This is a genomic window from Parvibacter caecicola, assembly GCF_003725335.1.
GTDB classification, from domain to species: Bacteria; Actinomycetota; Coriobacteriia; order Coriobacteriales; family Eggerthellaceae; genus Parvibacter; species Parvibacter caecicola.
Genome location: NZ_QIBY01000016.1, coordinates 1 through 13065, shown reverse-complemented (window position 1 = coordinate 13065; position 13065 = coordinate 1). Strand labels below are relative to the sequence as shown.

The following is a 13065-nucleotide window of genomic DNA, read 5'->3' as shown; positions in this document are numbered from 1 at the left end:
TTGAAAGGCCCCGATAGCAACTCGGACCTCTCATACACGTCAACGGGAAACAACGCAGCTCGAACAACGTACGCGCTCCCAACTCTGCCCCACTCGCCCCATTGGGCAATTCTTTCGCTTGGGGTAATCTATTCTCCTGACAGCAACAATGCTGATTCGGTGCCCCGCACTAAAAGGAGCCTCTAATGAAAAAGGCACGCCACTCTTCCCGTCTTGCCCTCGTTGCAGTCGCGGCAATTTCCTTGGCCATTGCCCTTGTGACGTTTGGCTGCAAGCCCGCCTCGCAGGAGTCCGCGAAACCTGAGGACTTTTATGGCACATGGGTCATATCCTCGATGGACGTGGATGGCGAAACCGTTTCTTTTAATGGCGAAGACGATGAGATGTTCGCCATGGGCCTGAGCGTGAGCGAAGACGGGATGGCTTATTTCTTTGTTGGTTCCGAAGTGACCGCAGACGAATACTCCATTAAGGGGAATACACTCACAATTAAGGATGCCCTTGATGGAACCACTATGCCGTTTCGTCTGAAAAACGGAGTCTTGTCACTCGACTGGAACGACGTAAAGGGGCCCGCTCGCGACGAGGCGGGAATTGATGGAAACGTTGTGCTGCGCTTTACGCGCACTCATACGGACTCCAACGCCAAGCAAGAAAACTACCTCGGGAAATGGACCGGCTATGATGTCATGCTTTCCGACGGCGACGGCGAGCCTATGGCCCTGGCCGACATTGGCATGTCAAGCAGCTTGATCATAAATAATGACCTCACTGGCCGCCTGGTAATCACGATGGATGGCGATGAGGACGTCTACGACCTTCGGCTTGAGCAATCCACAAAAACGTACGGCTACGTCGCTTACGTGGATGGCTCGGCGGAGCCTCAAGCCTCCTTGTCGTACCTCCAAAGCGAGGGCGGAACCGACTGGCTAACCCTAACGATTATCCTCGACGACGGCAGCTTCATGCAATTCAGCTACACAAAGGAGTAGGGCGAGCTTCCCCATTACGCCGAACGAAGCTCCTGCAGAATCTCGTCAACTCGAGCGATAAACAGGGGAAGCTCCTGCTCAATCACGGCACCAATCATTCGCCAATTGGTTCCCTCGTAATTGTGCACCAGGCGATGCCTAAGACCAGCAATGCTAGACCACGGCTGGTCCGCATAAGAAGCAATCAATTCATCGGACAAACAGTTCACCTGCTCGCCAATATCGAATAGAGGAGTAGCGACCATCCACTGGAGCTTAAAATCCTCCATGATCGCTTCCTGGTTAATGCCCTCCTGCGCAACAACCGAAAGAAGCTGATGACCTATAGCAGACACGCGTTCAAGACGATAAATGTCTGTCTTCATAGCAACACCAGCTCTTTGTATACCGCATCTCTGAAGGGGCCCGGAGAAAGCTCCGACTGCTCGTATACGTCAACCGCTTTTCCCGACTGCCTATGGAGTTCCTCGGCCAGACCAAAAATACCCAACGGGCGGAACCCTTCGTTGCCCACCAGGAGCACGTCAATGTCTGAATCCTCATCGGCGTCGCCTCGTGCATAGGAGCCAAAAAGAGAAGCGCTCTTCATGTCGTAGCGATCGAGAAGGGGCAAAACAATGTCCCGTATCTCATCTTGAGTCAGAACCACAGCACCCCTCCTTCTTGCATTGACGCCTTTTGCAAGACGATTCTAGCATATCGGGGAAACTGCGGCCGCCCAGGGGCCGCCGCGGCATCGACTGCTACGGCCCTGTTAGATTAGCCCAAATTGTCGGCGTACTGTGCGTAGTAGAGCCGGGGCTGTGCTATCTAAAAGCCAGTGAATCCCGATATGCTATAGGCAAGGGCACCCAAAGCGGAGGAGGTATCAATATCAAGAGAATAGAGGGCCACGAGGGCAAATACTATCACGACATACAGGACAAAGAAGGCGATAATCACTCCGAAGCCCGCAAGTGCAGCTCCCCCTGCCGTTATCTCCTCGTCATCCTCCATGATAAGCAATTTGATCAAAACACATATGGCACCAGCCGACAACCAAAACCAGACAAAAAATGGTGCAGTTTCAAGGTGAAAAAGGTAGGGAAGGCCAAGCATGCAGATGGATATGAACTTATAGATAGCCTCGCCGGGAAAATAGAAAATGCAGGCCGCAAGAGGAAGCACAAGTCCCAAGAGTACAAACAGCCCTAGCTCAATCCATAAAAAAACTCTTCTAGCATTTATCATCGTTCCACCTGACCTCTTTCTCTTTTAACCGTCTCGATAGGGAGATGATACGCATCGGCAGTAACCCCATTGCCCAATAGGGTGCCCCTGCTTTGACTAGAGTGGGCCTGGTCGCCAAACCACGAGTTGCGCGCATTCCATGCAGGGTATAATCCCCTGCATGGAATGCTTGACCTGCCATAACGCACACCGCCCGCCCTCTTCCAGCCTCACTGCTTGCGCCGCTACAGCCCTACTGAATCCGCTCCGGCTACTGCCTGCTCATGAGTGAACCCCTCAAATTCGAGCTGCTTAATGAGCCCTGAACGGGAGAAGGGCTTTAGGTCCATGTAATCTTTTGCCTTCGGCCTAGCCCGTGGGGCACGGCGCTTACATAATTATTCCGTTCGCGACATTTCTTTGAACTTCCGGTTATATTATCGCGCTCGCGATAATTGCAGCTAAATCCTATGCTATTATCGCGAACGCGATAACGAATGGAGGTACTCGTGAGCGTGCTGACCGCCAAAGATTTTGGGTCTGCAATTCGAACTAGACGAAAGAAGCTCGGCTACACTCAGGCGCAACTGGCCGATGCGTGCGGCGTAGGCGTCATGTTTGTCTCGCAGTTGGAGAACGGGAAAGAAACCACTCAGCTGGAAAAAGCCCTGCGCGTAGCCAACATGGTGGGACTGACTATCGATCTTAAAGAGCGAGGTTGATTTTGGAACTGCACGTTTTTGGCGAGATCGATGGCACCCGCCACCTTGTAGGTGCCCTCCAGACCGTGCCCGGCAAGGAGGAGCAATTTACCTATAGCTCGCAGTTCCTGGATTCCTTCCCCCAGTGTCCCTTGTCTGTGGCACTGCCCTTTTCCGTCGGTACATTCCCAGCCCGGCCCACTCGTGCCTTCTTTCGCAACCTGCTTCCCGAGGGAACTGCTCTGGCCGCAGTTGCACGTGCTCTTGAAGTGAAAAGTACCTCCTACCTTAAAGTTTTGAAAGCACTGGGCACCGAGTGTATTGGAGCGGTAATCCTGAGCGACAGTGAAGACGCGGCGGAATCCGATGGCCATTACATACCCATCTCGCGTGAAAGCTTGCACGAAACGATGGGAAAGGGCGCCGGTGGGATTGCCGAGCTTCAAGAAGAGGCGAAGCTTTCGCTTGCAGGAGCACAGTCGAAAATGGGCCTTTATGCAGAAAAGCGAAGCGGCAGTATCTCTTACGCCATCCCCATGGAGGGAGCAGCTTCCACTCATATCGTGAAGGCTCCCAACAGGCGGTTCGAACAGTTGAGCGAAAACGAGCACTTTTGCCTCATCCTCGCAAAGTGCGCCGGGCTTCGAACGGCGGATTCCACGATCGATATTCTTGGAGAAGACGCCATTTATGTGACTAAGCGCTTTGACAGAGAGTTCTCCACGCACGAAAAGATGCCGCAGGTCGAAAAGAGCCCCCGAGTTGTTCGACTGCACCAAGAGGATTTTTGCCAAGTTCTGGGGAAGCTGCCTGAGCAGAAGTACGAGAAACCAGGCCAACAATATGCAAGACTGGTCAGGGAGGCCATTCTGACCAACTCGTTGGATCCCTTGGGTGATATGGATCAATTTGTTCGCATGTTGATTGTCAACGCCATTGTGGGCAACTGCGATGGGCATCTTAAAAACCTCACCGCCTTGCGCGGAGGAGACTGGCGCCAATTCCGCCTGGCACCCGCCTACGACATTGCGTCAACCGTGATATACAAAGGTCTCGACCGTCATATGGCAATGCGTATAGGCGAAACGAATAAAATCGATACAGTATCGATGGAGGACTTCTTGGCCTTGGCGAAGGAACTCTCCCTATCTCCAAGGGCTATGGCGAGTCTCGTAGATGAGGTTTGCTCTCATATATCCGCGGCAATGGATGCAGAAGCTGTAGCCCTCGAAAATGCGCTCAACCGTCCTCTTGGAAAGGTTCAGGAGATAGTCGAATTTGCAAGAGCCCAGATAGACAGAATAGGCGTCACGTGCTCCTAGCGGAAAGCCCTAGCGCCGTTCGCGCTCAGCAGGAAAAGGGCTATTTGGCCAGGCAGTTCCGAAGCCTTTGCCTTGAGGATGAACAACATGTCCAGGAACTGTTCCATGGCTCTCCTTTAGAAGCTAGGCCACACAACGAGTCGTGAAGTTTCCTTAACGTTGCTACCGATAATGGCTCACGGTCCTTCAGCTATCCCTCTTCCTGCTCCAGCCAGTCACACATGCGCATAGCCTTTCGCCTCCTTCTTCTGGAGACGACGTCCGCAATGACACCAATTGGCAGAATGATGATTGGGGCAAGGATTAAAATCAGCAACAGGCCAGCAAAAACAGGGTTCCCCCCTTCCCCGCCGGTGCTTCCAAGCACATCATATTGAATAATCGCAATCTGTAGTGATATGTCAGCGAACGAACCGTCGAGCGCGTTTTGAGACGGCTTCAGGATAGCGGCACTATGGAGAAGGAGGGTGCCGCCCGGACAACCGCCCATCGCAAGAAGAACTCGCATCCGCAGCAAGGTATAATCCCCTGCATGGAATGCTTGACCTGCCATAACGCACTGCCCGACGATGCGGCTTTTTGCCCTCGTTGCGGAGCGCGTTGCGCTGACGCGTCGGAGGCGGCGGATTTTCGCTATGCGGCCTTCATCAGCTATCGCCACATCCCGCGCGATGCGCAAGTGGCCAAGCAGGTGCAGCGCGCCATCGAGACCTTCCGGCTCCCTCGGCATATTTCACGTGAAACGCTGGCCAGCCCAGATGCGGCCACCGACGCCCCAGACTCCTCCAGCAGCTCCTCCGGTGCCAGCGCCACAACCTCCTGGCCCAAACCCGGCGCCCCGCTGGGAAAGTGCTTCCGCGATCAAGACGAGCTGGCCGCCACACACTCACTGCCCCAAAGCATTCGGGACGCGCTGGCGCAATCCCGCGCGCTGGTGGTTATCTGCTCACCCGAGGCGAACGAAAGCGCCTGGGTGCAGCGGGAAATCGAGATGTTCGCCCAGCTCCACGGCCGCGAGCGCATCTTCTGCGTACTGGCCGACGGCAGCTCAAGCGAAAGCATCCCTCCCCTTTTGAAATCGAAACTGACCGCCGACACAAGCGGCGTGATGCGCGAGATGCCCGCCAGCCCCCTCGCAGCCGACCTGCGCCCCAAAAGCCCGCAGCCGCAGAAGGCGGAATTGCTGCGCACCATCGCCGCTGTGGCCGGCCTGAACTACGACGACCTGAAGCAGCGCCAGCGCGCTCGGAAGCACCGCCGCATCGCCGCGGCCCTCGGCTCGGCCGCGGCCATCGTGGCCCTCATCGGCGCATTGGCTTTCCAGTCCTACAGCGCCTACCAAACCGCGCTCATCGAAGAGTCAAAGTCCCTCGCCGCCCAAGCGCTCAGCCTTTTTGCCGAAGGCGATCGCAGGCAGGCCATCGAAACGGCCCTGCGCGCACTGCCCTCCTCCGAAAGCGATGGCAGCCGCCCTCTGGTCCCCGAAGCACAAGCGGCCCTCGAAAAAGTCTTGGCCGCTAACCCCGATCCAAACCAACGATGGGTCCCCCTGTACTCCATCGATATGGAAGACGACATCATCGATTGGGCGCTTAGCGGGGACAATCGGTGGGTTGCCCTGCTCGACAAATCGGGTACGGTTTCCGTCTTCAACGACCATACTGGAGAAGAACTCACAACAGTGAAGCCCAAAGCATTTGCCGATCAAACGCTGAGCGACCCCAGGCTAGATTGGTTCATCGAGCCCTTCGGTCCCGTGGGGCTGCTGATGGCAAACCGCAGGGGATCAGGGGATCTCTCGGCCATGGCGCCCCCTGACGCAGATACGCTCAAATCTTTCGAAGATATGTACGCACTCTGCACAGCGGCATCCGGTTCCGACGGTGCCTCCTGCATATTTCAGCGGATGGAAGACGGGCTTTACGCCTGGCGAATAGGACTAGAGGACGAAAGCGCCTGCCTTGTTGCCCGCGATTTCTCTGGCTTCTGGTATCCAAATCAAACTCTTATTATGAAAGACATCCTCCTTCAGGATTCGCAGCCTCAAATCCTGCCTCCCGACCTGAGTGGTTTTTACGCCCGCTGCCTCAACGATGATTCTTCGGCCGCCTATGCCTTCATGGGGTCCACTCTCTATTCTTTTGACTTTGAAAGCGGGCAGGCTTCCTCGATAAGCTTTGCGGGACAGACGATGACCAGCATGATATGGCTTGACGGCGATCTGTTTTATACCGCGACCGACCAGTCCGAGAAAAACGATGCAGCCAGCCTTCCTTTCTCTATTGGTGCAGTGCATGCCGACCCTACTCCAGACAAACAACTCTGGACCCATGAAGACACTTACCAGTTCACCTACATGCACCGAAACGGCAATCTCTACTCCGCCATCAACCCACCTCGCATATGTGACATCATTAAAGAGCCCGGCGAGCATCTTTTGCTTATAGCCGCAGGTTCAACCATCCTTGCAGTTGATGCGAACACCGGCGAAGCTACCTATCAACATACCTTTGGCAGCTCCATCGAAAACGCTGCATTTTGCTTCGTCGAAGAAGACCAATGGGCCTATGTCGTGGTTTTAAATGACGGCACCATCGACATCCTTTCTCCCATGTATTCGGTTACCACAATCAGCGACCAAAGCGCGTTTGCCACACCCTATATCGTCGACTTTGCCGACATCTGCTTCTCCAGAGGCACTGGAAACCCCGTCGCCTTCATTCATGCTGCAGACCAGCCCAACCGCATCGTTTGCTATCAGTTCCTGCCCACTTACGAAAACACCGAATTCGTTGAATGCACCCTCGACGAGCTTATCGAGATGGGCAATTATTTCCTCGGCCGCGCTTAGCCCCGTCCCATTGCCCAATGAGTGGAGCGCCAACGTTTATCATGCTTCTTGATGGAAAACTAGCTTCGCCAACGGGCGCAAACCCATGCAGGAGGAAACGGCCAGCCATGAGAAAAGCCAGGTCACGGGCAACGAATCCCGCCGAGGCCGTGCAACGTGCCCTTGAGCACGAACTAGCCAAGCGCAATGGCGACATGAAGCCCATCGAATTGGTGAAGGTGGCCATTTCCGCCTATCAGTCCTTCACCTTCAACGAGGATGGCCCAATGGCGGACGCCGATCCCTGCGCAGTGGAGTCCGCCGACAGCATTGGCCTGCGCAGGGGCACTCAATCGGCCGTCGACCGGTTGCTCTTCAACGCCAACTACTGGTGCGCCGCCTACGAAAATCGCATCGTGGCCGCGTGCGACACACCTGACGACGCCCGCGCCTGCCTGCAGGCCGTCTCCGTTTGGACCGCTCACACCCTGAAGCTGAACACGCTCTCCCCCACTGAAACAGTGGCCATCTTCGAGCGGTTTTGCCCGCCCTTCGCGCTGAACCATCGCCGCGGATCGCACGAGCGCTCCCGCACTGGCAAAGGCCCCCTGCCCGACCTGAAGCGGGCCATCGACGAACTTCGCCCCCATGCTTCCCAGCGCTCTTTGGAGGCGCTGGACGAGATTGTGCGCAGCATGGAGCGCGAAGCCGCCGACTACGAAGCGCTGGGGGTAAACGGCTCGCTGCAAGCGCTGTTCGACATCCTATCCGCTTGGTGCCTGCAGGACCGAATTCCGCTGGTCAGCGGCGCTTGGTGGAACGACAGCCGCGTGATGGAAAACCTCGTGAATGCGCTTCACCAGCGCTTTCTGGAGCTGGGGTTCTGCGAATCGGCCTGCGACTACTTCCTCGATTCGTGCCTTGAGGCGCTGGACGCCTACCATCGCGACCTTTCGAGCGAGCCGTCTCCCTTGAGCGAGCTGGACATTCCCCAGATCATCGCGCTGGTGCAAACGGCCCGGGAAACATACCCCAACTTCGAGAGCGAAGACTACGGCGATGCGCTGCCCAGCTGGCTCATCAGCAAAGAGCAGCTAATTTGGAACATCTTGGTGTGCGCACTGTACGGCCCCGCCAGCGCTCGACCCCTACTGGTAGATTCGCCTGCGCTGCTGGCGAAGGACGGCTACGCGGGCAAAACCGATGTCATTACCGAACTGGCCCAAACCTCGTTCATGCGCTACACCGCCGATCGCATCGCTTCGCAGACCGACATGGAGTACGCCACATTCGCCAGCCTTCCAACCGATCTGCGGAATTCCTCCATCGCCTACATCAGCAGCATTCACAAAAAGCTGGAAACGCTGGGATACGAAGTACTGCCCGCCGGCAGCTGCTACCCCGACCGCTGCGTGAGCGCATTCACCGCCAGCGAGGTGGAGTGCCTTGCCATCCTTGAACACCGCCGCTGGCTGCGGGAACGGCAAAAGGCCGGCTGGCACTACGGGCCCGCCAAGAACACCATCCTCAAGGAGAGCCCTTACATCGTGCCCTGGGAGGAGCTTCCCGACCGCGCCAAAGAATGGAATCGCTCGGCGGTGCGCAGCATCCCCAGCCTACTAGCCAGCGTCAACCTCGCAGTAGTGCGCTAGCGCCTTTGCCCCCTCGGCGTGCCTTCCGCAGCTAATCCCTTGCCCGCGCATGGCCGCACCCGCGGCACCATAAGTATCTTCGCCATTTTCACCAATTTGGCGAAGATACTCGCCTATATGGCGAAGATGCTTCCCTCGCCTGAAGCCTCCGGATGCCCCCAGGCACCATCGAGAAGGTGGGGGCTGCGAGGCTGCGGCTTATCGGCGGGTTGCGACGGCGCGCTGACGCAAATTTCTTCCCTGCCGCAAAAAACTTCTTGCCACACGCGACAGGGTTGGGTATTATTAACAACGCTCTTCAAGGAGAGCCACGCATGCGGGCGTGGCGGAATTGGCAGACGCGTACGGTTCAGGTCCGTATGGGGGCAACCCCATGGAGGTTCAAGTCCTCTCGCCCGCACCACTTACTTACAAATCGCCGCCAGGCGATTTTTTATTTCTCCTCTGAAAAACGCCCTGTTTTGACAGCTACCTTCAGTTTCGCGTCAAAAGTGGCCTTTATTCCGAGCCGCCCTTGTCGAACTGCGCCCACAGAGGCGAGTCCTCTCTCCGGCTTCTATCGGGCCCACTGGCTCTTGCGGGGAAGAGGCATCCGGTTTGGCGAACTGAAGAGCAGGCAGGGGCGCAAAAGAAAAGCGAGCCGGGGGTTGGCTCGCTCTTTGTTGCCGATGACGCCGCCAGGATACCCAGGAAGAGGAGAGAGGAGGGAAACCAGGATGGCTGGCCAGCTCATCGTGCCGTGTTGACTTTGGACCCGATTAAGAGGAGAGAGCTCGGGTCCGCAGATTTTCAAGGCGTCAGAACCATGTCCGTCTTTCTGACAAGGCGAAGTTTACCATAGTTAACACCTTTGTAAACCCTTTTGTTAACTTTTTCAAACTTTTTGGGAATCGCCGCCTTTTGCTTCGCAAAGAAAGCGGCAGAGATAGAATCTCTGCCCCACGAACGGGGGTATGGATGGCAGCCGGCGCGGCGGCGTTGAGCTCGATGAGAATCTCTGCCCTACGAAGGTGGGGGGCCGTCCACGGCGAGGAGTGAGACAGAGGGGCCCGGCGAAGGCGAGGGCCCGGCTAATGAGGCAAAGTAATTGAGGCAAAGGGACAGCCCTAATGACTCATGCGCATGAGTCATTAGGGCTGTCCCTTTGCCTCACTCGCTGGTGCGCTTTAGCGGGCGTGGCGGCCTCGGGGTTCGGAGGCGTTGCTCCAAGGCATGGAGCGCTTGCCCTCCACCGGATTTTTCGGACGATCGGCCATGCGCTGGTCGTAGGGAACCTGGCCGGGGTAGCCGCCCTCTTGGCTATGAGCGTCGAAGGAGTCCACCATACCGTCGAAGTTATCGGGGTGGGCGGGGCGCGCCTTCACGCGAGGCTCTGCCGGGGCCGCATGGTAGTTGGGGTCGGAAGGCACATAGTGCACGCCGCCGGGGGTTTGCACCGACGGGCTAGCCGCCCCGCTGTAGCCCCCCTGGGAAGGAGCCGGATGATAGGCCTGCTGGGCCGCGGCCTGGGCTGCAGCCTGCGCCGCCGGCCGCCCCGCCGCAACTCCGCCGCGAGCCGCCACCGTGTATCCGGCCGCTGCCGCAGCAGCGCCGTAACCAGCAGCCGGAGCGGCCGCCGCCTGCTGCTGGGCCGCACGCATCTGGGCTTCGCGGGCCGCTTGCTGACGCACCCGCGCCGCCTGGGCCGCACGGACCTGGGCCTCACTGCGCGGATCGAGCCCCGCATAACCGGCGCCACCGGTTTGATCTACTCCATAGGGAACATTGATGGCACCGCGGCCACCGCGGCCCCGCTGCTTGCCTTGTGTCGGCTGTTGAGCCTGGGCCGCAGTCCGCGCGCCCGCCTGGCCAGCAGGCGCAGAGCCCATGGGCGTACCAGCAGCTGCCTGCCCGGGCATCGGCTGGGCCGCCACCGGAGCCCCCATGGGCCGGCCCCCCATCGCCTGCCCGCCGGAGGCCTGGCCCGGCACTGGCTGGCCGCCCATGCGCTGCCCGGCCGCAGGAGCCACCGGCCGCTGCGCAGCCTGTTCGCCGGCCGGCGCCGCTGCCGCCTGGGGCCGCCCTGCCGCTGCGGCACCTTCGCCGCCAGCCGCCCGGGCCCCTACCGCAGCGCCCGACTGGGGCGCCCGCGGGCTGCGACGAGCCCCATCATTACCGCGCCGGCTCAAGAACACCTGCATCTCGGCCACTTTGCGCCGCTCCTGTTCAAGGCTGTCCACCATGCCGCGCGTGCGGCGGTCGATGGAAAGCACCCATGCCACCATGCCGATGATGGCTACGGCCAGAACTCCCAAGCCAACACTGACCAGGGAAAAAGGAGAGGACAAGAAATCGATCACAGGATCACCGTTCTCACGCAAAGAAACCACATATGGTGTGCATCATACCAGAAGCAAACTCTAAATAGTGGGATGTAACCATAACGCGCCTGAATGCACGGCGGCGCCAGGGCGGCACAGCAACGCAGGCCCTACAAAGCCGGCGCGATGTCCTCCAGCGCCAGTTCCAGCGGGCGCCGCAGCACATCTTCGCCGGCGCGGTCTTTCTGCACCATGGCCTCCAGCGCGTCCTCGGCCCCCTGGCTCTGCGACGCCCTTTGGGCGCACCCGGGGAACCGCAGCGTCACGCGCGTGCCCTCCCCCAACTGGCTGTCCACCTGCATGCTGGCATCTGGGCCGAAAAATCCCTTCATGCGGTCGTGCACGTTCTTCACGGCAATGCCCAACCCCGTGGATGACTCCGGGTGCATGATGCTCTCGCACGCCTCCTGACTCATGCCCACGCCGTCGTCTTCCACCACCACAATCACGTCGTCGCCGTCGATTTGGGCCGAGATGCTCACGGTCAGCTTCCCCTCCGAAGGCATGGCGTGCTTCACCGCGTTCTCGGCGATGGGCTGCACAATAAACGGCGGCACCATCATGGAGCTGAAATCGTCGGTCTGGTTCACCTTCAGCTCCAGCCGGTCTTCGCCGAAACGGGCCACTTCAAACGAGAAGTAGCGCTGGGTTTGCTGCAGTTCGCGCTCCAGCAGAATGCGGTCGGAAGAATCCTCCAGCGTGGAGCGGTAGAACACGGCGAAGTCGCGCAGCAACACGCGGGCTTTGGCGGGGTTGGTGCGGATGAGTGAGGCGATGGTGTTGATGGTGTTGAACAGGAAATGCGGGTTGATCTGGCTCTGCAGCATTTTCAGCTCCATGGCCGTGGCCAGCTTGCGCTGCTCTTCGTACTCGGCGGCGGCCATCTGGCTGGACAGCATGAGGCCGAAACCCTCGGCGATGGACTTTTGGGTTTCGGTGATCTTCTTGCCGCTGCGGTAGTAGAACTTCAGGGTGCCGTCCACGGCGCCGCCCACCTTCAACGGCACGATGATTGCGGCATTCACCTGGGTTTTCGTATCGGGGAAGCCAATTTCTTCAGCGGTGTAGAGTACGTAGGTTTCACCCTCTTCGATGGCGTCGTACGTGGCGGAAGTGCGGATAGGGCCGCCCACCGGGTTCTCAAAAGCCTCAACGCCGGTGTAGCCCAGCACCTTTTCGCAATCGGTAATGGACACGGCGATGGCGGAGGTGGAGGGCAGCAGCAGATTGCAGATTTGCTGCGCCGCCTGCTGGTTCATGCCGTCCTTCATGTAGCCCAGCATGCAGCTGGCCACCACCAGCACCTCTTCTGACTGATGGGCGCGCACCGAATCGGGGTCCATCACCAGGCGAATGACGATGACGATGGACAAGGTGAACACCACGCCGGCAATCACCACAGCAGGGATGGAGACCTGCGGCGAGAACAACATCCAGATCATAGCCAGCGCCGCCAGCGCCGACACCGTGAAAGTGAGCATTTCCAACGTGAACGAGCGGGGGAAACGCTTCTGCGCGTACTCCGCGTCGCGGTAATTCTTCAGAATTTCAGCCATGCCCTAACCCCAAACACCCAATTGGTTGACCACCATCAGCGCGGCCACTACCAGCAAAAACCCACCGAACATCAGGCGTAACGCCCGCTCCGGCATCCATGGCAGCACTTTAGCACCAATAACGGCGCCCGGCATAGACCCCACCGCCAGCGAAATGCCGGCCACCCAGGCCACGTTGCCCAGCAGCGCTTGGTACACCACCGACGGCAGCGCCAGAATAAACACGGCAATCAGCGACGTGCCGGACACCAGCCGCATGGGGGCTTTCAGAATCTGCAACATCATGGGCACCATGATGAAGCCGCCTCCCACGCCCACGTAGCCGCTCATCACACCGGCGCACAGGCCGATGAGGGCGCCTTTGGCCACCAGGGGGAAGTTGGGGGCGAAGTCGCTTTGGGTGAGGGAGTCGGCCGCAGGGGCGGAGGGGGCGGGCGCGGATG

The 13065-nt window shown here is 58.6% G+C and carries 12 protein-coding genes, 1 tRNA gene and 1 pseudogene; 6 read left to right on the top strand and 8 right to left on the bottom strand.

The genetic code is table 11. The features are described 5' to 3' along the window. Positions 1 to 185 precede the first annotated feature (185 nt). On the top strand, positions 186 to 992 hold the full coding sequence (locus tag DMP11_RS08220) for a hypothetical protein (protein WP_123186013.1): 807 nt from the start codon (positions 186 to 188) through the stop codon (positions 990 to 992). A 14-nt stretch (positions 993 to 1006) separates the two neighbouring features. Here the strand turns inward: DMP11_RS08220 and DMP11_RS08215 are convergent, their stop codons facing one another. The 4 genes and pseudogenes from DMP11_RS08215 to DMP11_RS10715 form a co-directional block, all read right to left on the bottom strand. Further along, the gene (locus tag DMP11_RS08215) at positions 1007 to 1357 is read right to left on the bottom strand and encodes a HepT-like ribonuclease domain-containing protein (RefSeq protein ID WP_123186012.1); all 351 of its coding nucleotides are present in this window, start codon (positions 1355 to 1357) and stop codon (positions 1007 to 1009) included. Next, the gene (locus DMP11_RS08210) at positions 1354 to 1641 is read right to left on the bottom strand and encodes a nucleotidyltransferase family protein (protein WP_211236193.1); all 288 of its coding nucleotides are present in this window, start codon (positions 1639 to 1641) and stop codon (positions 1354 to 1356) included. Before DMP11_RS08210 ends, DMP11_RS08215 begins: the two co-directional genes overlap by 4 nt. A gap of 161 nt (positions 1642 to 1802) precedes the next feature. Next, on the bottom strand, positions 1803 to 2222 hold the full coding sequence (locus DMP11_RS08205) for a hypothetical protein (protein WP_123186011.1): 420 nt from the start codon (positions 2220 to 2222) through the stop codon (positions 1803 to 1805). A 224-nt stretch (positions 2223 to 2446) separates the two neighbouring features. Then, a pseudogene (locus tag DMP11_RS10715) lies at positions 2447 to 2563 on the bottom strand (Ltp family lipoprotein); the annotation flags it as partial. Between the two features lie 147 nt (positions 2564 to 2710). Here DMP11_RS10715 and DMP11_RS08195 point away from each other — a divergent pair. Further along, on the top strand, positions 2711 to 2923 hold the full coding sequence (locus DMP11_RS08195) for a type II toxin-antitoxin system Y4mF family antitoxin (RefSeq protein ID WP_214647086.1): 213 nt from the start codon (positions 2711 to 2713) through the stop codon (positions 2921 to 2923). After that, positions 2920 to 4224 carry a HipA domain-containing protein gene (locus DMP11_RS08190; RefSeq protein WP_123186008.1) on the top strand — a complete coding sequence of 435 codons (1305 nt, stop codon included), beginning with the start codon at positions 2920 to 2922 and terminating at the stop codon, positions 4222 to 4224. The genes DMP11_RS08195 and DMP11_RS08190 overlap by 4 nt, the downstream gene beginning before the upstream one ends. A gap of 190 nt (positions 4225 to 4414) precedes the next feature. Here the strand turns inward: DMP11_RS08190 and DMP11_RS10320 are convergent, their stop codons facing one another. Continuing rightward, positions 4415 to 4777: a hypothetical protein gene (locus tag DMP11_RS10320; protein WP_161555340.1), complete on the bottom strand. Its 363-nt coding sequence runs from the start codon at positions 4775 to 4777 to the stop codon at positions 4415 to 4417. Between DMP11_RS10320 and DMP11_RS08185 the strand changes: the two genes are divergently transcribed. From DMP11_RS08185 to DMP11_RS08175, 3 genes are all read left to right on the top strand, one after another. Next, positions 4757 to 7075 carry a TIR domain-containing protein gene (locus tag DMP11_RS08185; RefSeq protein ID WP_161555339.1) on the top strand — a complete coding sequence of 773 codons (2319 nt, stop codon included), beginning with the start codon at positions 4757 to 4759 and terminating at the stop codon, positions 7073 to 7075. The two genes, DMP11_RS10320 and DMP11_RS08185, sit on opposite strands and share 21 nt — an antisense overlap. Before the next feature lie 107 nt (positions 7076 to 7182). Further along, positions 7183 to 8706, top strand: coding sequence for a RyR domain-containing protein (locus DMP11_RS08180; protein ID WP_161555338.1), 1524 nt, complete (start codon positions 7183 to 7185; stop codon positions 8704 to 8706). Positions 8707 to 9022: 316 nt separating this feature from the next. Then, positions 9023 to 9109, top strand: a tRNA-Leu gene (locus DMP11_RS08175). 763 nt (positions 9110 to 9872) lie between these two features. Here the strand turns inward: DMP11_RS08175 and DMP11_RS08170 are convergent. The 3 genes from DMP11_RS08170 to DMP11_RS08160 form a co-directional block, all read right to left on the bottom strand. Continuing rightward, positions 9873 to 11045: a hypothetical protein gene (locus DMP11_RS08170; protein WP_123186005.1), complete on the bottom strand. Its 1173-nt coding sequence runs from the start codon at positions 11043 to 11045 to the stop codon at positions 9873 to 9875. Between the two features lie 131 nt (positions 11046 to 11176). After that, a complete protein-coding gene (locus tag DMP11_RS08165) occupies positions 11177 to 12622 on the bottom strand; it encodes a histidine kinase (protein ID WP_123186004.1) in 1446 nt (481 codons plus the stop codon). Between the two features lie 3 nt (positions 12623 to 12625). Then, positions 12626 to 13065: sulfite exporter TauE/SafE family protein (locus DMP11_RS08160; RefSeq protein WP_148041120.1), on the bottom strand; the 440-nt coding region annotated here is incomplete at its 5' end.

Excerpts from the sequence above, each read along its gene's own strand:
- DMP11_RS08215 (WP_123186012.1), bottom strand. The coding sequence starts at position 1,357 with ATGAAGACAGACATTTATCGTCTTGAACGCGTGTCTGCTATAGGTCAT.
- DMP11_RS10320 (WP_161555340.1), bottom strand. The coding sequence starts at position 4,777 with ATGGCAGGTCAAGCATTCCATGCAGGGGATTATACCTTGCTGCGGATG.
- DMP11_RS08185 (WP_161555339.1), top strand. The coding sequence starts at position 4,757 with ATGGAATGCTTGACCTGCCATAACGCACTGCCCGACGATGCGGCTTTT.
- DMP11_RS08165 (WP_123186004.1), bottom strand. The coding sequence starts at position 12,622 with ATGGCTGAAATTCTGAAGAATTACCGCGACGCGGAGTACGCGCAGAAG.
- DMP11_RS08205 (WP_123186011.1), bottom strand. The coding sequence starts at position 2,222 with ATGATAAATGCTAGAAGAGTTTTTTTATGGATTGAGCTAGGGCTGTTT.
- DMP11_RS08220 (WP_123186013.1), top strand. The coding sequence starts at position 186 with ATGAAAAAGGCACGCCACTCTTCCCGTCTTGCCCTCGTTGCAGTCGCG.
- DMP11_RS08180 (WP_161555338.1), top strand. The coding sequence starts at position 7,183 with ATGAGAAAAGCCAGGTCACGGGCAACGAATCCCGCCGAGGCCGTGCAA.